Source organism: Clostridium sulfidigenes (genome assembly GCF_052067195.1).
Taxonomy (GTDB): Bacteria; Bacillota; Clostridia; order Clostridiales; family Clostridiaceae; genus Clostridium_J; species Clostridium_J sulfidigenes.
Genome location: NZ_JBQHQR010000017.1, coordinates 1 through 17,576 on the forward strand (window position 1 = coordinate 1; position 17,576 = coordinate 17,576).

The following is a 17,576-nucleotide window of genomic DNA, read 5'->3' on the forward strand; positions in this document are numbered from 1 at the left end:
ATTTTAAACCATAAATTCAATATATTTAAATATGTTTCTTTTTTCTTATATCGCTATCCTAAGAATTAGTGAGATATAAAGAGAATATTAAAGAATAAAGAGGAAGTTGTTATATACAAATCAAAATATGGTTCAACAAAAAAATATGCAGAATGGATTGCTACTGAACTTGATGCGGATATTTTTGAGGCATCTAAAATTGATGTAGTGGATATGCAAAATTATTCTACTATTATTTATGGAGGCGGTCTTTATGCAAGTGGAATACTGGGTGTTTCATTAATTACTAAAGCCTTTGATAAGCTAAAAGATAAAAATTTAGTTGTATTTACTGTAGGACTTGCTGATCCAAGTAACACTGAACAATTTATACCTGTTATTGACAAGAATTTTACAAAGGAAATGCAGGATAGGATTAAATTATTTCATTTTAGAGGTGCTATTGATTATAAAAATCTTGGTTTTATCCACAAATCTATGATGGCTTTATTAAAAAAGAAAGTAAGTAAAATGCCTGAGGATAAAATGGATGATGAAGCAAAAATGATGCTCGAAACCTATGGTAAAGTAGTAGATTTTACAGATAAATCATCAATTAAGCCATTGATTGAATTTTGCAATGTATTATAGAGTATTACAAAACAATATGGTGATATGTTTATAAAGGAGCAATAGAGGAATGTAACTGGAGGAGTAAAATGAAGTTAGTAACAATATGGGACAAGGTTGCCGTTGATTTTGGAAAAGTTGGACCTAAATATTGGAATAGTTTTGGAGATAGATTAGTTGAGCTTTCAAGGATTAACAAAGGAGCTAAAGTGTTAGATATTGGAATGGGTAGAGGTGCTTCATTATTTGCGGCAATAGATAAAATAGGTAAAGATGGATACGCTGTAGGCATAGATAATTCAGAAGTTATGGTAGGTGAAACCCATAAAGATATTTTAAATAAGAAAATATGTAATGCAGAAGTTAAGAATATGAATGCTCAGAATTTAAACTTTAAAAAACATTCATTTGATAATGTTATTTGTGGATTTGGAATAGGATATCTTTTACTTAGTGAAAATAGATTAAATGGAATACTAGGAGTACTAAAAAATGGAGGACAAGCAGGATTTAGTATATGGGGTAAACAGGAAGATCAAAAGTGGTTAACTAAAATAGTTAATAAATATTTACCTAAGAAGATACAAAAGGAAAATAAGGATAGAAAACCTGATATTCCAAAGTTTGATACAGTAGTGGATGTAATAAAAATATTAGATGAGTCAGGTTTTAAAAATGTTAAAGTTCATGAAGAAAATACAGATGTTGTGTATAAGGATAAAGAGGAATGGTGGCAAGAAATGTGCACCAACGCAGTTAGAGGAATATTTGAAAAAATAGAAGATTTGGGTTGTGATGTATTTGAAGAGTTTAAAAAAGACATATTTCAAGGACTAGAAAGTTTCGACAAAGGTGACGGACTTCATTTTAATATGTCAGTAATATATGCATTTGGAGAAAAGTAAATATATAAACAATGGTTTTAGTTGTCGTAAGGTATTTGAAATAGATGATGGTTCTTTAGCGGAAGTATTAAGTAAAAATTTAAGATAAGTTATATACAAAGAAAGCAAAAGAAATTGGTAGAGAAAGACTTAAGTTTATGGAAAAATATTTTAATAGGTTACAGATGGAGATAGAAGGCATTAAGTAAATTAATGCTTTCTATTTTGTTTTAAGAATTAATTAACTAATATACAAGAATATATATTATATTGAAATTAATGTTATAATTAAAATATAAATAAAATGATTGAGAAGCTTAGGATAAAATAAAGAATGGAATGTTAGGAGTTGAATTGATGCCAATATTTGAAAATAAAACAATAATTACAAAAGAAGTAATAAATGAGCTTTCAGAAGAAAATTATAAGGAATGTAATAAGAAATATCGCAGTTTTGTTTTATTAATGTTTCTTATATCTGCATTTTTTACTGTTATAAACTTCATAACAAATGGAGTATACTTGGTTTCTGTGTGTATGTTTTTATCTACAGTATTTTTCCTTTTTATGTTTTTTAAAGGGTATACTTTAAAATTAAAAGAGAGTTATAAAAACTTTAAAGGGGTATATGGTGAATCAGTGGAAATAACGTTAAATTTTTACGATGAAAAAATAGATATTATTACATTTAGGTCTAATTTAACATTAGAGTATAGTCAAATTACTAAAGTACTAGAAACAGAAAATCTATTTTCACTGATGATAGAAAAACAAAATATAATTCTTAGTAAAAACGGTTTTATAAATGGTGATATTGATAAATTTAAATTGTTTATAAAGGAAAAAGGACTTATTGAATAAAATACTAATGTCAAAGGAGCATAAATTTCATTCTTTTATCTAGATTTCGAGGAGCGATAAAATATGATTTTATTTGTAGAATGTGTTATTTCCTGTGCAGTTTTCACTCTAATTATATTACCTTCTCTTTATAAAGACCCTATTAAGCATATTATATCTTACCCTAAAGAAATTAGAGAAAGGGTAGAAAATCTTCCTCAGTATAAAGATGTTATTAAAGGAGAGAAAAAAAGACATTTATCAATTAAAATAATTTCAGTATTGTTTTTTGCAATTGTTCTTGCTGTAGTGGCATATTACTCTGGTGCAAAAAACTTTAAGTCTGCATATATCCACGTTTTTATATTATTTTTTGTGGTGAATATTTACGATATGATAGTATTAGATATTGGACTTTTTTGTCATAGTAAAAGAACAAGAATACCTGGAACTGAGGATATGGATAAAGAATATAAGAATCCCTGGCATCATATAAGGGGTGCTGTTATAGGAATAATAATTGGCACTGTTGTTGCTTTATTATCAGGGGCAATAGTCCATATCATAGGGATAATATAAAGTTACTAATTGAATTTTATAATGGACTATAGAGTATTAGAAATCAGATGAAAATTAATATACAAGTAAAATTTACAAGGAAACATTAAATTTTTTAATTTGGAGGGTATTATGAATTTAACAGAACTTAATCCTAAAGGTAGATTTAGTAGTCGAGTAGAGAACTATGCAAAATATAGACCTAACTATCCTAATGAAATAATAGGGTTTCTAAATACATCCATTGACTTAACTAAAGGAGCAATTATTGCTGATATTGGCTCTGGAACTGGAATTTCTGCTAAATTATTTTTGGATAATGAAAACGAAGTATACGGTATTGAACCTAATGCAGAAATGAGGTCCGCTGGAGAGAAGTATCTAATTAATTACACAAATTTTCATTCAATAGATGCATCTTCTGAATATACAAAGTTGGAATCAGAATCAGTAGATATAATTACATCAGGACAAGCATTCCATTGGTTTGAACCAGAAGCTACAAAAAAAGAATTCCTCAGAATATTAAAACCTGGCGGGTTCGTAGTAATTATCAATAATAGAAGAAAATTTAGCAATAGCAAATTTATGAATGAATATATGGAACTAATTGAAAAATACTCAGAACGTGAGGGGGGGAATTCACTTAATACGGATTTACCCAAATTCTTTGGTTTAAAAACAATCGATAAAGAAATATTTTCTAATCCTCAAGTGTATAATTTAGAAAGATTAAAAGGGGATTTAGTATCTTATTCATATATTCCAAATGAAGAAGACCCAAGATTCAATTATATGATTTCTGAACTCGAACTTCTATTTAAAAAGTATAATAAAAATGGAACATTGATTTTTGATTATGAAACAGTAGTATATTACTGCAAAATGAAGTAGTTCACATAAATAATAATTGGAACTATTATTACTTTGTGAATTATGAAGAGAGTTAGTAATTTTTGAAAATAAAAAAATATATATGTTTTAGTATTATATTAGAAATCATATGAAAATGAATGTAATTAGGAGGGGTTATTAAAATGTTGGGAAAAGAGGAAATAATTAAAATACTTAAAAACATGGAGTTACCTTTAAATGAATATTGGATAACCTCTGGTGCTGGTTTAGTAATTCATGGTGTTAAAGAAACCACAAATGATATTGATTTAGGATGTACTACAAATTTAGTTGAACTATTTTTAAAAAAAGGTTGTAATTACACAGTAGAAAAGGATAGTTCAAGAATTGTTCAGATAAACGATACAATAGAAATACTAGAAAATTGGTTCGTAGATGAAATAGTGTTCATTGATGGATTACCTGTAGGAAGTTTAGAAAGTATAAAAAAGCAGAAGACACAATTAGGAAGAGAGAAGGATATTAAGGATATTAGGCTTATAGATGATTATATTAAGAATAAGGCTAATAATTTAATTTAGTACTATTTTGAATAGAGTTTACTTATGAAATTAAGGTAGTAGTCTTAAATAACATAAAGATAAGAAATGATGGATTAATGAAAGGAAGAATATCAATGGTTAATATATTATTTAGTTCATATAACTTTAATGAAAAATGGGCAAAAGGTTCCATGGAAAAATATATAAAGTGTGATGATAAGGTTTTGGTAATTCCATTTTCTTTCGGTGAAAATATAAGTAATGATATGGATTGGCAGTGTGCCTATAGTAAAGATAACGGGAAGTATTATAACACCATTGTTCTACCATTTTTGAGTTATGGAATTGGGAAAGAAAATATAGACTGGATAAATTATTTTAAAGATACAGAAGAAAGTGCAAAAAAGAAAGTAAGAAACAGGGATATATTATTTTTCACTGGAGGATTACCTGATAAAATCATGAATCGCTTAAAGGAGTTTGATTTAATAAATGAGATTGAAAGTTTTCTAGGAGTAATTATAGGGATTAGTGCTGGAGCGATGATTCAGATAGCAGATTATCATATTACTCCTGATAAAGATTATGATACATTCTCATATAATAGAGGACTAAATTTGATTAGAGATTTTGATATTGAAGTTCATTATGAAGAAACAGATATAGAAAAAAACTATATAAATAAGGTATTAAATGAAAGAGCGGATACCGTATATGCTATTAAAGACACTGGTGGAATAATTGTTGATAATAGTGCAATCACATTACTGGGAGACATACAGACATTTAGTAGATGATAGTTTAAATTTTTTCAAGATTTAAAAAGTTTGTCTTGATAGAAGTAGGATGTATGAAAAGAAATATAAGTATATTATTGGGCAGTTTACTGATTTGGTTTACGTTGGATATTATAGGATTTTCCTTAGGGAATTTTTGCTTAGTTGAAAGTCCTGATATACTGAGTTTTGATGCTGCTTGGTGGATAATCAAATAATTGTTAATAACATTTATAGCTTTAAATATATAATGGGAGATTAGCTGATATGAGGATAGTTAAAAAATTATTTATAGTATTAGTAATTATAATAGTAGCAATTACAATATTACCTTGGATAGTATTTCCAATTAGTAATAATATAAAGTTATATAAGTTTTCAAAGCAATTATATAATTGTAAATTGCCAAATAATACCGAGTTAATTGATAAAGATTCTGTATATGGTAAATTAAATGGTAATGGATTAGATTTTGCTACTGTTATAGTATTAAAATCTGAATTGGATAACCAAAATATAGAAAACTACTATAAATCAAGAGATTTTCATACTATAGAAGAGAAAGATAATCCTCCAACTATGGAGGTTGGAGTTATAAGTGATGGTAAAATTGATAGTAAATTATTAGAGCATAAAAGTTTTATATTGGACGAAGATAGCAAAAAGGATGATTACTATTATGTAATTATTTATGATGGTGGGTATGCTTCTTATTTTGATATTAATGGTAATTTAAAATTATATAAGCATTATATTTTGAACTTAACCAATAAAAATAAGTCATAATATTCTTAAGTTTCAATGTAATTCAGAGAATTGATTATAAATTTATACAATACTTGATATTATATAGAATATAAAGGGGGTATATTTATGGAAAAAAAGGCAGAAATATTTATACTAGGAACTTATCATTTTGGAAAGGGTGGAGAACATTTAATAAAAACTGAATATGAGGATATTACCACTGAGAAAAAACAAAAAGAGATTAAGGTAGTAATAGAAAAGCTAATGCAATTTAAACCAAATAAAATTGCTGTTGAAGCAAATCGAGGAAAAGAAGAGGAATTAAATAAGGCTTATTCCGAGTATTGTATAAATAATTATAATTCATCTAACAAAATAATAAGTCATAGAAATGAAATTGTTCAATTGGGTTTTAGATTAGGACAAATATTAAACCATAATAAAATTTATCCTATAGATTATCCAGTAGATTTACCGGAACAGGTTTTTGAATATGCTGAAAAGAATTGTCCAAAGTTCTATGAGAAGTTTATGAATGAAATAAAGGAATGTAATATAAGTGAAAATGAAATTATGAAGAATAGTACAGTTATTGAAATCCTAAAGCATCTTAATGATCCTACGCGTATTGCAAAGGAGCATAGTGATTTATATTTAGATATGGCTCAAATAGGAGCTGGAGATAAATATTATGGAGTGGACATGCTTACAGAATGGTATAGGAGAAATCTTTATATTTTTGGAAATCTACAAGATATAGTTGAACCTGGAGATAGAGTTTTGGTTATTTATGGAGCTGGACATTGCAAAATACTTCAGGATTTTGTATCAGAGTATAATGATTTTGAATTAGTAGATACCTTGGAGTATCTATAAATCTAGATATCTAGATTTATAATTTAGAAGATTAATTGATGATTTCTATAGTATTTGGTATTATATAGAAAATAAGGTTTATTGGGGGTAGTAAATATGAGATTTCAATTAGCTAAGAAAGAACAACTCAAAATACTCTGTGCAAAGTCTGTAAGTATGGCTTAAGGCGACAATTGCACAGAGGTAAATATCTAGTCGCCATTACTAAATAAATTCATACTTATACAGGCTTTGTTTCCTTAATTTAAAGTATAAATTTAAGGAGCTGAGCTTTATGGGATATGTAAAGGCTGAAACAATTTTACCAGATAATTTATTAAGAGAAATTCAAAAGTATATTCAAGGAGAATATGTATATATTCCATCTGAACATACAACACGGAAAAAGTGGGGAGAAAAGTCAGGAACTAGGCAGCGTATAAAAAATAGAAATGAAGTTATACGTAATAAGCATGAAAGTGGATATACCATTGATGAGCTGTCAGAAGAATTTTTTCTTTCTATAGATAGTATTAAAAAAATTGTATATAATAAAAATAGAAATGAAAAGCTATCACTCTAATAATGAGTGGTAGCTTTTTATGTGCAAAGAATAATATAGAATTGTTCTTTATATATTAATTGATGATCTCTGTATATTAAAATAAGTATGATGATAAATTTTGATATGTGAAATTATTAATTAAAGATATTTATGTTTTGTGGGGTGAAATATAAATAATAAATTTTTTGAATTAGGTATACAGAAAGGAATAATATTTAAAATGGGGTTAGATATAGAGGAGTTAGGTGAAGAGTTTTCTCATTTAAAACTTGTTGGTAGTAAGGACAATTCAATAAGACTAATCAATGGAATAATAAAGAATAAAAAGGTTGAAGATGAAGATTTATTTGTTATAGAGGGATTATGGGCCTATGAAAAGATAATTAAAAGTAATATTAGAATAATAAACTTTGTATTTTGTATAGAGTTTATTAAAAACAAATCTATCCTTGATATGGTTAAGAGTATTTCTATGGTAGCAGAGAATTCATGTTTAATATCAAGTAATTTGTGTAAAAGATTGAGTAGCAGAGATAGTGGAGAAGGATTTTTTCTATTATGTAGTTTTCCAAAGTACGACCTTAAGGATGTAAAGCTAAAGGAAAACAATTTGCTAGTAATACTTGATGGATTAGAGAAACCAGGAAATATTGGAACAATTATAAGGTCAGTTGATGGTGCTGGTGGAGATGGAGTAATTATTTGTAATAGTAAAGTTAGAAAAACAAATCAAAAGCTGATAAAGTCAAGCATGGGATCTAGTTTTATGTTGCCAGTTATAAGTAGTGACATAGAATTACTTGTAAGATGGCTTAAGAGTAATGGATTTAAGATTATTGTTACTGATTTAAAAGCCAGTAACAATTACTATGATGCTAATTATAAGGGGAGAATTGCTATTATTGTAGGAAATGAAATACATGGAATTTCAGAAATTTGGAATAAATATGAATGTGAAAGAATAATAATCCCCATGTTTGGAGGTGCAGATTCCTTAAATGTAGGAGTAGCAGCTACTATGATTGTTTATGAAGCAAGCCTTTCTCAAAAGAATTTAGGTAAAAGAATTGGCTAACTATGATTTAAATAAATCATAGTTTTATGGATTATATAAGTAGGAAAGAGGGCGTAGTCTTAGAGGCTACACCTTCTTTTTTAGTGATTATTTTTAGTAAGTATTAAGTAATAGCAGGATTTATTAAAATATACCTTGCAATGCAAAGTATATTTTAATATAATAATAGTATACTTTGTATTACAAGGTAAAGGAGGAGTTGCTGTGAATAATAATTCTCAAATTCTTAAAGGTATTCTTGAAGGATGTATACTAAGTATAATTTCAAAGGAAGAGACCTATGGTTATGAACTACTAACAAAATTAAAAGAATGTGGCTTTGAAGATATTGTTGAGGGAACACTGTATCCTTTATTACTTAGGCTTGAAAAAAATCAGTTAATAATTGCTGAGAGAAGGAAATCATCCACGGGAGTTAATAGAAAATATTATAAACTATCAGAAATGGGAAGTATAGAACTTGAAGGTTTTATAGAATACTGGAATAAACTACATGTTAATGTAAATAAGATTATAGGAGGGATGGACAATGAGTAATAGCATATTGAGGGATGAATATAAGGAAGCATACACCAGTATAGTAATGTACTTATCAAGTAGCGGTATGGAAGGTAGCTTTATGGATGAAGTAAGTGAGGATGTAAAGGACTTACTAATAAGTGCACAGGATGATGGTATTGATGTGAAGAGTATAATTGGTAATAATATTGAAGAATTTTGTAAAGAAATAATAAAATCAAAGGATATTAATAGTAGTACAATACTTAATATATATCAAAGTACTAGGTGGGCTATAATTATGTCAGCAATGATGTCATTATTATATTATATATTTCATATGAAATTCACCTTAAATATAATTTTTATGTTTATAGTTGACTTTTTGTTTTGTAGGTTTATTTTTAGTATAGGATTAAGGAAAGTAATAATAAAAAATAGAGGAAATACAAAAAAAATAATAAAGGTGTTATTATTATATATTTTATTTGTGATACCAGGAGCAATTCTAAACTTTATCTTAATTACAAATTTTGTTGTAGAAATTAATTCATTATACACATTCATGGTTTTAGTGGCAATATTGCTATTAAGTTACATCATAGGTAAAGCTTTTAGAAATAGGAAGGTGAGATTAGATTAAGTAATAAAGCAGTAGAATGCTAAAATTCTACTGCTTTATTTTATATAGACAAATAACTAAATATTTAACCTTTTAAATAGGTTTCTATAAGAAGTTTTTACAATATGAGTTTTTATTGTAGTGTATCCTTGGTTGTAAGTATACACATACTATATACATAAAGGAAATGAGAATTAAAGAAAAGAGGGCATAGGTAATGATTAATTTTAAAAAATACATTAAGAAGGGACAAATTTTATTGGCTGTTATGGTATTAATGTATAATATAAATGAGAAAATAATATTTGGAATAGAAAATGATGAAGTATATGGAAGGATGGAAGGTGATAAGGTTTTTATGAATGTATCTACAACCGTAGACTTACCTCATCAACCACCTAAGGAGTCCACAGAAGAACTGTATCAGGATGTGTTTTTAGCTTTACTAATGCCTTATATCCAGATTGAGGTAGAAAAATATTATTCTACATACTTATCTCAAACGCCACTAGTTGATCCTTACTCCATATATATAAATAGTATTTCTAGACCAAATGGTTATCGTTCCTTTGTCTTTGATATAAGTCTTCAAGTAAATCCCTATATAGGACCTCATATTCTTGTGGGGACTGATAATATTGATTTCACTGTAGAAGGTAACGGAAGGGTTAAGGTGAAAAAGTTTGAGCATATAAAAAGTTATGACTTACCACCAACCTATGAGCATATAATGACAGAGATTGTATAAGATTTTAGCATCAGGTTGTTATAACTAGTGAAGTTAGAGTAAAATAAAATTCGCCAATACCCTAAAAGGGATATTGGCGAAGAGGAAATAGTGGAATATAATAGCACTAGTTTTTACTATTCTTCATAGTTAGAAAGTGTGTTATTTAATGAATGTAGTGCACTTTCTACTGAGTTAAGGGTATTTTCGATTATTTGTCTGTTTTGCGATTTTTCAACAGATTTTAATGCTTGATCCAAGCAAGTTTTTGAATCTTGAAGTTCAATTTGTACATCTCGTAGATGGCGTTTAGCGCTTTTTCCTTCATTATTGTGCATAACAATTACCTCCTAAAACTTTATTTTTAAGGTATGGAGCTAGCATATTATGAAAATAAGCTTAAGCTCAATCCAAGAGTGAAATTTTGTTCATAGTAAATTTCTTCATCTACAACAGTCCTATTAACACCATTATTATCAGAAGAATTTCACTATGAAATATCAAAATTATTATATGTGATAAATTTAAAATCATACTTGGAAAGTTTAGCTTATGAAAGAAAAAAACTTAAGAAATAGATTATTAAAGAATTTATTTCTTAAGGTTTCAGTAAAAAGTTCTATTAATCATTCATTAGTTCTTCTAGATCTATTGGATACTTTCCGTATAGTTTACCAGCATCCATAAAGGCTTCAATATTATTCATTGGAGTGTGCATTGGAATTTGACATCCAGTGCTTAAAATATAACCTTTTTGAGAATTGTAACCTTTTCTAATACATTGTTTAACTGACTTAAAAATGTCTTCTTTAGTTCCAGCATATATAACATCAACAGGAGGAACATTTCCGGTTATTACAACCTTATCACCCATCACATTTTTAGCTTCTTCTATATCTTCTATATTATCAATACTAAAATTAGAAATTCCAGTATTCACAACATCTTCCCAAATGTCTCTACTTTTTCCACAGATGTGTATACCAGGGTAACTACCAGTTTTTTCTTTTATTTTATTTATGTTTTTTTGAAGAGCTGGTAAGGAAAATTCTCTGAATTGCTTTGGACTTATAAGACTTGTTGATGAGACTGGATCAGCAAAACTAATTGAGATACCCAGTTTAGCAACTTCTTCTATGTATCTATTATTAGATTCTGACACTATTTCCATAAGAGTATGAACTTTTTTAGGATATTTAATCATCCATTTTAATAAATTTTCAGTTCCTACTACAGAGGCTGCAACACTAAAAGGACCAGACATAGAGGCACTGACATCTACATCATTTATAAGTGCATCTTTAGTAAGTTTTAATGCTTCCAGTAGTATAGGTAATTTTCCATCCTTTAGAGGGTTTACTATTTTGAGAGATTCAATTTCATCTATTGATTTAATAGCAGGTTCTAGTAAATAGGAGATAGCATAATCAGGATAGCATACCTTGGCTCCCATAGCTTCAGCCACGCCTCTAAGACTAGTAGATATGCCTACGCTATCATGACGAAGTTTTTTAAACAAAGCTATTTCTAAATCTGCCATTAGTCGTGCAGAATGATAGTAATCCTTAGTTGTTATACCAATGAATGGCGCCATAGTTGCTCCCATGTCGGGGATACAAATTAGTCTATCAATTTCTAATCCTCTAGAAAATGCATCCATTCTCTCTTTTGGAGTCATTTCTTCTTTAATCACTTAAAGGTTCCCTCCTAACAAAAATATATTTTACATATTAGTTACATAACTCTAAAGTAATTATATAAGACAAAAATGAATATGTATAATTGAATTATCCTATATATAACATGTATCTATTGATATAACCAATATAAAAAGATAAATTTTGTTTGTTAAAATGATGAAATATAATATAGAAAAAGACTGAGATATTAATTGTTTTATTTAATATCTCAGTCTCTCTATTAAATTAATTGACATTCATATACAACACAAGGTTTTGGGATTAACCTTGTGTTTTACTATTCTTGATAGTTAGAAAGAGTACTATTTACTGAATTTAATGCACTTTCTACTGAATTAAGAGTGTTTTGGATTTTTTGTCTGTTTTGTGGTTTTTCAACAGAGTTTAATGCTTGATTTAAGCAGTTTGTTGAATCCTGAAGTTTACTTTGTACATCCTGAACATGTTGTTTAGCATTTTTTCCTTGATTTTGTTGCATAACAATTTCCTCCTAAGTTTTATTTTTAGATATTAAGATAAAATTTAATACCTAATTTAATTTTTATTCACAGTAAGTTTCTTTACCATAGATAATTATTATTACTAAGAGGTAAAGAAATTCACTATGAACTAGTAAAGTTATTGTATGTTATAAATTTTAAATTATACTTTTAAATTTTATTATCAAAACTAATAATATAATCACGACTATGTATTAAGATAAGAAAAGCTAGGCAGTAAGCCTAGCTCATTATTCTTTAATATCTATGGCATCTACAGGACATTGATCTCTTCCATCAACAGCTCCAGCTTCAAGATCAGAAGGAACATCTCCATCTATAGCTTCAGCTTTACCATCATCATCGAATGAATAAATTTCAGGGCAGACACCAACACAAGCTCCACAGCCTATACATGTATCTTTGTTTACTATTGCTTCCATATTTACTCCTCCTTGTTTTTAATATATTAACAAGGTTAGTGTTTGCAGTAATTGATTTCATATACGCAAAAATTAGAAAATTAATTAATAATAGGTACATAGATGTTAGAGTAAATATATATAATTATGTATTTATATCAGGAGTAGTTGAGTCTTTAAATCTCTACGGCGAGTTCATAGTCATCTTGATTTTCTCGTTCTTCAATAAGCTTTAAAATATTATCCATAGTATATATTTTAAGAGATAGATCACTGTTGTCTTCTAGTTTACCAATGTATTCTAGGGCATTAGGGGACACACTGCCTGTAGTAAGAATAATACCTTTTTTTATATTGTTTGCCATCATAGCACCAACAAGTTTTTGGCATATAACTCTTCCTATAAAAAACTCATCAGAAGCATTATCTTCATCATTAGAGGCTAGAGTTGGATTAGAATCATATCTTTTACATTCAACATAGATTTTTTCATCGTCAGAATTTGTAAGAATTAAATCAACTCCACCATCATTACTAGGAGGTGTAAGCTTTATATCCTTATATTCAGGGTTATTATGAAAAAGCCATTGACAGAAGCCTTCAAATTGAAGTCCTGTTAATCTATTAATATTTTCTTTTTTAATCCTCATAGTAAATTTTAGTTGTTCATCTTTAAAGCCTCTTATTTTCTCAATAAATTGAGTAAAGCTCTTTATAAGTATTATGAGTACTATAAGTAGTACTAAAATTTCATATTTGTTCATAAGAATCACCTCGTATAATAATTATTGTCATTATAGAAAAAAATTAATCAATATATTTGGGATTTTTGCTTTACCATGTGATATTAATGAGCACAATAAACAGATATTTTTATATGAAATCCATAACAGATTTAGAAAAGTATCTTTAATTATGAAGGTTTTTAATATAAAATAGTAATAAATACTTCAAGGAGGTTACGTATGAAGAGAGAAGATTATATTTCTTGGAATGATTATTTTATGAGTATTTCTTTGTTATCAGGAATGAGAAGTAAGGATCCATCAACACAGGTTGGAGCTTGTATAGTTGATTGCAACAATAGGATAGTTTCTATTGGATATAATGGATTTATTAATGGATGTAGTGATGAAGATTTTCCTTGGAGTAGAGATGGAGAATTTTTAGAAACTAAGTATCCTTATGTAGTGCATGCTGAGCAAAATGCTATTTTAAATGCTAGAGGTAAGTCTTTAGAAGGCTGTAGACTATATGTAAATTTATTCCCTTGCCATGAATGTGCTAGAAATATCATTCAATCAGGCATAAAGGAAGTTTATTATCTTAGTGATAAGTATGCTGAAACAGATTCTATAAAAGCCTCTAAATATATGTTTGAAAAGGCTAATGTGAAATTAACTCAATTAACTCCAAGTGTAGACAAGATAGAGATAAAATTAAAATAGACCTATTAAATTAGAGCTAAAAGGATTGTCTCATATTTTTATAGTGAGATAATCTTTTTTTTATTTATGAGCAATATCAACTGAATTTTAGAATGAATTAAAGTCCCATTTTAAGATTGGTTGAACGTATACCTAAGAGGTTAATTATAATAAATAATTATATTTAAAGACTGAATTTGTTAAGGAGTAGATTAAATGAAAACTAAAGATATGACGAGAGATGCTATAGTAATTGGTTTTGCTTTATTTTCTATGTTTTTTGGAGCAGGAAATCTTATATTTCCAACATTTTTAGGACTAGAATCAGGGATAAGTTGGAGTAGTGGATTGTTTGGATTTGTTTTAGCTGATGTAGGCTTAGCTATACTATCAATTATAGCTGCAGCTAAATGCAATGGAGATGTAAGTGAAATTTTTGGAAAGGTAGGTAAAAAATTATCAATAATTTTGGGTGCTGTTATAATGGTATGCTTAGGACCACTTCTAGCCATACCGAGGACAGCAGCAACAACCTATGAAATGGGTATTGTGCCAATATTCAAAGGATTTAGCCCAGTAGTATTTTCAATAATATTTTTTTCTATAACATTGGTTTTATCTATAAAACCATCTAGAGTAATTGATATAATAGGTCAGTTTTTAACCCCAATGCTTCTCATAACTCTACTATTACTCATATTAGTTGGAATAATAAATCCAATTGATTCTATCAGTATAGCGCCAAGAGTAGAAAGTATATTTGCAGAAGGAGTAATCCAAGGCTATCAAACCATGGATGCATTAGGAGCTATAGCATTATCTACTGTTGTAATAACAACATTAAGTAATAAAGGATATAAAGGAATAAAGGAAAAAATAAAATTAACCTTAAAAGCATCTATTGTTGCCTCAATAGGACTAGTTTTAGTCTATGGTGGGTTGACTTATTTAGGAGCTACCATTTCAAATCAATATGCAAACATACCATTAGGAGAAATATCTCAAACTGCATTAATAGTACATATAACAGATATATTACTTGGAAAACCAGGAAAGATATTATTAGCAATAATAATAGGTCTTGCATGTCTTACAACAGCAATAGGACTTACGTCTGCAACAGCCCAGTATTTTAGTAAAGTATCAAAGGGAAAATGGAAATATAGAGATATAGTTATATTCGTATGCGTGTTTAGTAGTATAGTAGCTAATTTTGGAGTAAGTACTATAATAAAATTTTCAGCACCAATATTAAGCGTAATCTATCCTCCAACAGTTACATTAGTAATATTAACATTATTTAAAGAAAAAATTAAGAACAATTATGTGTTTATTTTTTCAACATATACAGCTTTATTTATAAGTGTATTAACGGTTTTAAACCATATGGGAATAGGCAGTTCAATAGGAGTACCAATAGTAACTGAACTTCCATTTGCGAATTTAGGTTTTAACTGGATAGTTCCAGTTATAGTGGCAGGTATAATGGGGAATTTTATTAAAACAAACACAGAAATATAATATCTTCATCATATTTCATACTACAAAGATATACAAGGCAATCAATAAGTGTTATGGATGATTTATATAATTGTAGCAAACATGTTATAATAGATACATGTAAATGCGTATTTTAAAGATAGAATACCTACATAATTTAATATAAAAATTAGTTTGGAGGTAGAGTTATGATTAAAGCAATTGAAGAGCGTAGAAGCATAAGAAGATATATGGATAAACAAGTGGAAGATGAGAAGTTATTACAAATTCTTCATAGTGCAAGACTAGCACCATCAGGTAGTAATACACAACCATGGCAAATTATTGTGGTTAAGGAGCAGAGAAATAGAGAAAAAATTGCAGCTGCTGCGTATAATCAAAAGTGGATGGTTAGTGCACCTGTCCACCTTGTGTGTGTTGCAGATATAAAATCAAGGTTACCTAAGTGTGATGGCCTTTATATTGATGAATATAGTAAGGAATTCGAAGTTAAGCAAATTATTAGAGATACATCTATTGCAATTGAACATATGGCACTTGAAGCAACAGATTTAGGGTTGGGAACTTGTTGGATTGCTTGGTTTGAACAGAAGGACTTTAGACCAGTTTTAAATATTCCTGATGATAAGTATGTGGTTGCAGTATTAACTTTAGGTTATCCAGATGAAGCACCAAGTCCTCGTCCAAGAAAGAATTTAGAAGAAATAGTTCATTATGAGCAGTGGTAATAGATAATGAAAGTATATAATAAATTAGTAAGAGATAAGATTCCACAGGTGATAGCTGAAGAAGGAAATCAGTGCGATATAGAAATTGCGTCTAAAGAGGACATGATTTCTTTATTAGAAGATAAGCTAAAAGAAGAGGTAAATGAATATCTAAAGGATAAAAATTTAGAGGAGCTAGCGGATATTATGGAAGTGCTGTTTGGGCTAGCTCATAATTTAGGATATTCTGAAGAGGAATTAGTGGAGAAAAGAAATTGCAAGTTGAATCAGCGTGGGGGATTTAAGGAAGGAATTGTTCTTAAATCTGTTAAGTAAAAATATAGTTTTATCATATAATAAAGGGGATTAATTATGAGGAAAACAATTATTTCTAGATTTCATCAGGGAGTTAACACATACTATACTAATGAAAAAATTTCTTTACCAAAGGATTATAGTGACCAAGTAGAAAAACATTGGCAAGAGCTACAACAAGCAGGTAAGGATTTTTTTAGAGGGGATGTATATACTATAAGTAAAATAGAAGATACTAATGAAAGGCTAGACATCTTTGTTTCAAAAACAGATTATGCACATTTTTTATATACAATTCATAGAGAGAAATTTATAGAGCCAGATTGTAGAATCATTCATACTTCTGTTTTAATTGAAACCATAAATGGAAAATTTGTTATTGGAGAGATGAATTTAGGCACTGCAGCTCCAGGAAAGTTCCAATTTATAGGCGGTGGCATAGATAAGAATGATATAAAGAATAATGTTTTTGACTTAAGACATAACATTGAAAAAGAAATTAATGAAGAAATAGGAATAGATGTAGAGGATAAAACTTTAGTAAAAGAGTTAAAACCCTATGTTTTAAAGAGTGGGGGCAAAGATAATTTTTTATCAGCCATTTTTAAAATGTCTTTACTTATTAATGAAGATGAGCTAGATAAAATTTTAAATCAGCATAATGAAAAATTAATAGGTAGAGGAGAAAATCCAGAAATAAAATCTCTTATATGTGTGAATAAGAACAGAGATGCTATAGAAGAATTTGTGAAAGACAATTCAAGAGAAAAAGATGAAAATCTTAATGCTACGTTAATGGCAGCAATAGGAATCATTCCAATTGAGGATTATATACTACTTTAACTAGATAATAAAATGTTTAAGTATTATAAT

The 17,576-nt window shown here is 28.3% G+C and carries 24 protein-coding genes; 19 read left to right on the forward strand and 5 right to left on the reverse strand.

The genetic code is table 11. The annotated features are described in order from the left end of the window. Positions 1–84: 84 nt before the first annotated feature. The 14 genes from ACTNBA_RS16325 to ACTNBA_RS16390 all read left to right on the forward strand — a co-directional run bounded on the left by ACTNBA_RS16325 (position 85) and on the right by ACTNBA_RS16390 (position 10,174). Positions 85–630 carry a flavodoxin domain-containing protein gene (locus ACTNBA_RS16325; RefSeq protein WP_441075453.1) on the forward strand — a complete coding sequence of 182 codons (546 nt, stop codon included), beginning with the start codon at positions 85–87 and terminating at the stop codon, positions 628–630. 68 nt (positions 631–698) lie between these two features. Continuing rightward, the gene (locus ACTNBA_RS16330) at positions 699–1,514 is read left to right on the forward strand and encodes a class I SAM-dependent methyltransferase (RefSeq protein WP_441075377.1); all 816 of its coding nucleotides are present in this window, start codon (positions 699–701) and stop codon (positions 1,512–1,514) included. 336 nt (positions 1,515–1,850) lie between these two features. Then, entirely contained in the window at positions 1,851–2,354 is a 504-nt protein-coding gene (locus tag ACTNBA_RS16335) for a YcxB family protein (protein WP_167402993.1), read from the forward strand. 63 nt (positions 2,355–2,417) lie between these two features. Continuing rightward, entirely contained in the window at positions 2,418–2,912 is a 495-nt protein-coding gene (locus ACTNBA_RS16340) for a hypothetical protein (protein ID WP_441075378.1), read from the forward strand. Between the two features lie 111 nt (positions 2,913–3,023). After that, positions 3,024–3,785, forward strand: coding sequence for a class I SAM-dependent methyltransferase (locus ACTNBA_RS16345; protein ID WP_441075379.1), 762 nt, complete (start codon positions 3,024–3,026; stop codon positions 3,783–3,785). A gap of 143 nt (positions 3,786–3,928) precedes the next feature. Continuing rightward, the gene (locus ACTNBA_RS16350) at positions 3,929–4,327 is read left to right on the forward strand and encodes a hypothetical protein (RefSeq protein WP_441075380.1); all 399 of its coding nucleotides are present in this window, start codon (positions 3,929–3,931) and stop codon (positions 4,325–4,327) included. Positions 4,328–4,422: 95 nt separating this feature from the next. Next, on the forward strand, positions 4,423–5,085 hold the full coding sequence (locus tag ACTNBA_RS16355; protein WP_441075381.1) for a Type 1 glutamine amidotransferase-like domain-containing protein: 663 nt from the start codon (positions 4,423–4,425) through the stop codon (positions 5,083–5,085). Positions 5,086–5,331: 246 nt separating this feature from the next. Next, positions 5,332–5,850 carry a hypothetical protein gene (locus ACTNBA_RS16360; RefSeq protein WP_441075382.1) on the forward strand — a complete coding sequence of 173 codons (519 nt, stop codon included), beginning with the start codon at positions 5,332–5,334 and terminating at the stop codon, positions 5,848–5,850. 87 nt (positions 5,851–5,937) lie between these two features. After that, positions 5,938–6,687 (forward strand): DUF5694 domain-containing protein, encoded by a 750-nt coding sequence (locus ACTNBA_RS16365; RefSeq protein ID WP_441075383.1) that lies wholly within the window; start codon positions 5,938–5,940, stop codon positions 6,685–6,687. A 274-nt stretch (positions 6,688–6,961) separates the two neighbouring features. Continuing rightward, positions 6,962–7,249 carry a CD3324 family protein gene (locus ACTNBA_RS16370; protein WP_441075384.1) on the forward strand — a complete coding sequence of 96 codons (288 nt, stop codon included), beginning with the start codon at positions 6,962–6,964 and terminating at the stop codon, positions 7,247–7,249. A gap of 202 nt (positions 7,250–7,451) precedes the next feature. Next, complete coding sequence (locus ACTNBA_RS16375; RefSeq protein WP_441075385.1) at positions 7,452–8,306, forward strand: RNA methyltransferase; 855 nt, start codon at positions 7,452–7,454, stop codon at positions 8,304–8,306. A 204-nt stretch (positions 8,307–8,510) separates the two neighbouring features. After that, positions 8,511–8,843 carry a PadR family transcriptional regulator gene (locus tag ACTNBA_RS16380; RefSeq protein ID WP_346897612.1) on the forward strand — a complete coding sequence of 111 codons (333 nt, stop codon included), beginning with the start codon at positions 8,511–8,513 and terminating at the stop codon, positions 8,841–8,843. Continuing rightward, entirely contained in the window at positions 8,836–9,447 is a 612-nt protein-coding gene (locus tag ACTNBA_RS16385) for a DUF1048 domain-containing protein (RefSeq protein ID WP_441075386.1), read from the forward strand. Before ACTNBA_RS16380 ends, ACTNBA_RS16385 begins: the two co-directional genes overlap by 8 nt. Before the next feature lie 196 nt (positions 9,448–9,643). Further along, positions 9,644–10,174, forward strand: a complete 531-nt coding sequence (locus ACTNBA_RS16390) for a DUF3888 domain-containing protein (protein ID WP_441075387.1) — start codon at positions 9,644–9,646, stop codon at positions 10,172–10,174. Positions 10,175–10,290: 116 nt separating this feature from the next. On the opposite strand, the gene ACTNBA_RS16395 is transcribed toward ACTNBA_RS16390, so the two are convergent. From ACTNBA_RS16395 to ACTNBA_RS16415, 5 genes are all read right to left on the reverse strand, one after another. Next, positions 10,291–10,491 (reverse strand): hypothetical protein, encoded by a 201-nt coding sequence (locus ACTNBA_RS16395; protein WP_035131744.1) that lies wholly within the window; start codon positions 10,489–10,491, stop codon positions 10,291–10,293. A 284-nt stretch (positions 10,492–10,775) separates the two neighbouring features. Then, positions 10,776–11,846 (reverse strand): uroporphyrinogen decarboxylase family protein, encoded by a 1,071-nt coding sequence (locus tag ACTNBA_RS16400; protein WP_441075388.1) that lies wholly within the window; start codon positions 11,844–11,846, stop codon positions 10,776–10,778. Between the two features lie 284 nt (positions 11,847–12,130). After that, positions 12,131–12,331, reverse strand: coding sequence for an EscE/YscE/SsaE family type III secretion system needle protein co-chaperone (locus tag ACTNBA_RS16405; protein ID WP_035131749.1), 201 nt, complete (start codon positions 12,329–12,331; stop codon positions 12,131–12,133). A 252-nt stretch (positions 12,332–12,583) separates the two neighbouring features. Continuing rightward, entirely contained in the window at positions 12,584–12,775 is a 192-nt protein-coding gene (locus tag ACTNBA_RS16410; RefSeq protein ID WP_035131751.1) for a ferredoxin, read from the reverse strand. A gap of 155 nt (positions 12,776–12,930) precedes the next feature. Further along, a complete protein-coding gene (locus tag ACTNBA_RS16415; RefSeq protein WP_441075389.1) occupies positions 12,931–13,518 on the reverse strand; it encodes a restriction endonuclease in 588 nt (195 codons plus the stop codon). Positions 13,519–13,719: 201 nt separating this feature from the next. On the opposite strand from ACTNBA_RS16415, the gene ACTNBA_RS16420 reads away from it, so the two are divergent. The 5 genes from ACTNBA_RS16420 (at position 13,720) to ACTNBA_RS16440 (ending at position 17,546) form a co-directional block, all read left to right on the forward strand. Then, a complete protein-coding gene (locus ACTNBA_RS16420; protein WP_035131756.1) occupies positions 13,720–14,202 on the forward strand; it encodes a deoxycytidylate deaminase in 483 nt (160 codons plus the stop codon). A 195-nt stretch (positions 14,203–14,397) separates the two neighbouring features. Next, positions 14,398–15,702, forward strand: coding sequence for a branched-chain amino acid transport system II carrier protein (gene brnQ, locus ACTNBA_RS16425; RefSeq protein WP_441075390.1), 1,305 nt, complete (start codon positions 14,398–14,400; stop codon positions 15,700–15,702). 167 nt (positions 15,703–15,869) lie between these two features. Then, on the forward strand, positions 15,870–16,409 hold the full coding sequence (locus tag ACTNBA_RS16430; protein ID WP_150843949.1) for a nitroreductase family protein: 540 nt from the start codon (positions 15,870–15,872) through the stop codon (positions 16,407–16,409). 6 nt (positions 16,410–16,415) lie between these two features. Continuing rightward, entirely contained in the window at positions 16,416–16,724 is a 309-nt protein-coding gene (locus ACTNBA_RS16435; RefSeq protein ID WP_346879716.1) for a nucleoside triphosphate pyrophosphohydrolase, read from the forward strand. A gap of 36 nt (positions 16,725–16,760) precedes the next feature. Beyond that, positions 16,761–17,546, forward strand: a complete 786-nt coding sequence (locus tag ACTNBA_RS16440) for a hypothetical protein (protein WP_441075391.1) — start codon at positions 16,761–16,763, stop codon at positions 17,544–17,546. Positions 17,547–17,576 lie beyond the last annotated feature (30 nt).

Excerpts from the sequence above, each read along its gene's own strand:
- ACTNBA_RS16340 (WP_441075378.1), top strand. The coding sequence starts at position 2,418 with ATGATTTTATTTGTAGAATGTGTTATTTCCTGTGCAGTTTTCACTCTA.
- ACTNBA_RS16440 (WP_441075391.1), top strand. The coding sequence starts at position 16,761 with ATGAGGAAAACAATTATTTCTAGATTTCATCAGGGAGTTAACACATAC.
- ACTNBA_RS16405 (WP_035131749.1), bottom strand. The coding sequence starts at position 12,331 with ATGCAACAAAATCAAGGAAAAAATGCTAAACAACATGTTCAGGATGTA.
- ACTNBA_RS16370 (WP_441075384.1), top strand. The coding sequence starts at position 6,962 with ATGGGATATGTAAAGGCTGAAACAATTTTACCAGATAATTTATTAAGA.
- ACTNBA_RS16355 (WP_441075381.1), top strand. The coding sequence starts at position 4,423 with ATGGTTAATATATTATTTAGTTCATATAACTTTAATGAAAAATGGGCA.
- brnQ (WP_441075390.1), top strand. The coding sequence starts at position 14,398 with ATGAAAACTAAAGATATGACGAGAGATGCTATAGTAATTGGTTTTGCT.
- ACTNBA_RS16365 (WP_441075383.1), top strand. The coding sequence starts at position 5,938 with ATGGAAAAAAAGGCAGAAATATTTATACTAGGAACTTATCATTTTGGA.
- ACTNBA_RS16415 (WP_441075389.1), bottom strand. The coding sequence starts at position 13,518 with ATGAACAAATATGAAATTTTAGTACTACTTATAGTACTCATAATACTT.
- ACTNBA_RS16395 (WP_035131744.1), bottom strand. The coding sequence starts at position 10,491 with ATGCACAATAATGAAGGAAAAAGCGCTAAACGCCATCTACGAGATGTA.
- ACTNBA_RS16430 (WP_150843949.1), top strand. The coding sequence starts at position 15,870 with ATGATTAAAGCAATTGAAGAGCGTAGAAGCATAAGAAGATATATGGAT.
- ACTNBA_RS16385 (WP_441075386.1), top strand. The coding sequence starts at position 8,836 with ATGAGTAATAGCATATTGAGGGATGAATATAAGGAAGCATACACCAGT.
- ACTNBA_RS16335 (WP_167402993.1), top strand. The coding sequence starts at position 1,851 with ATGCCAATATTTGAAAATAAAACAATAATTACAAAAGAAGTAATAAAT.
- ACTNBA_RS16410 (WP_035131751.1), bottom strand. The coding sequence starts at position 12,775 with ATGGAAGCAATAGTAAACAAAGATACATGTATAGGCTGTGGAGCTTGT.
- ACTNBA_RS16345 (WP_441075379.1), top strand. The coding sequence starts at position 3,024 with ATGAATTTAACAGAACTTAATCCTAAAGGTAGATTTAGTAGTCGAGTA.
- ACTNBA_RS16390 (WP_441075387.1), top strand. The coding sequence starts at position 9,644 with ATGATTAATTTTAAAAAATACATTAAGAAGGGACAAATTTTATTGGCT.
- ACTNBA_RS16350 (WP_441075380.1), top strand. The coding sequence starts at position 3,929 with ATGTTGGGAAAAGAGGAAATAATTAAAATACTTAAAAACATGGAGTTA.
- ACTNBA_RS16330 (WP_441075377.1), top strand. The coding sequence starts at position 699 with ATGAAGTTAGTAACAATATGGGACAAGGTTGCCGTTGATTTTGGAAAA.
- ACTNBA_RS16435 (WP_346879716.1), top strand. The coding sequence starts at position 16,416 with ATGAAAGTATATAATAAATTAGTAAGAGATAAGATTCCACAGGTGATA.
- ACTNBA_RS16360 (WP_441075382.1), top strand. The coding sequence starts at position 5,332 with ATGAGGATAGTTAAAAAATTATTTATAGTATTAGTAATTATAATAGTA.
- ACTNBA_RS16420 (WP_035131756.1), top strand. The coding sequence starts at position 13,720 with ATGAAGAGAGAAGATTATATTTCTTGGAATGATTATTTTATGAGTATT.
- ACTNBA_RS16375 (WP_441075385.1), top strand. The coding sequence starts at position 7,452 with ATGGGGTTAGATATAGAGGAGTTAGGTGAAGAGTTTTCTCATTTAAAA.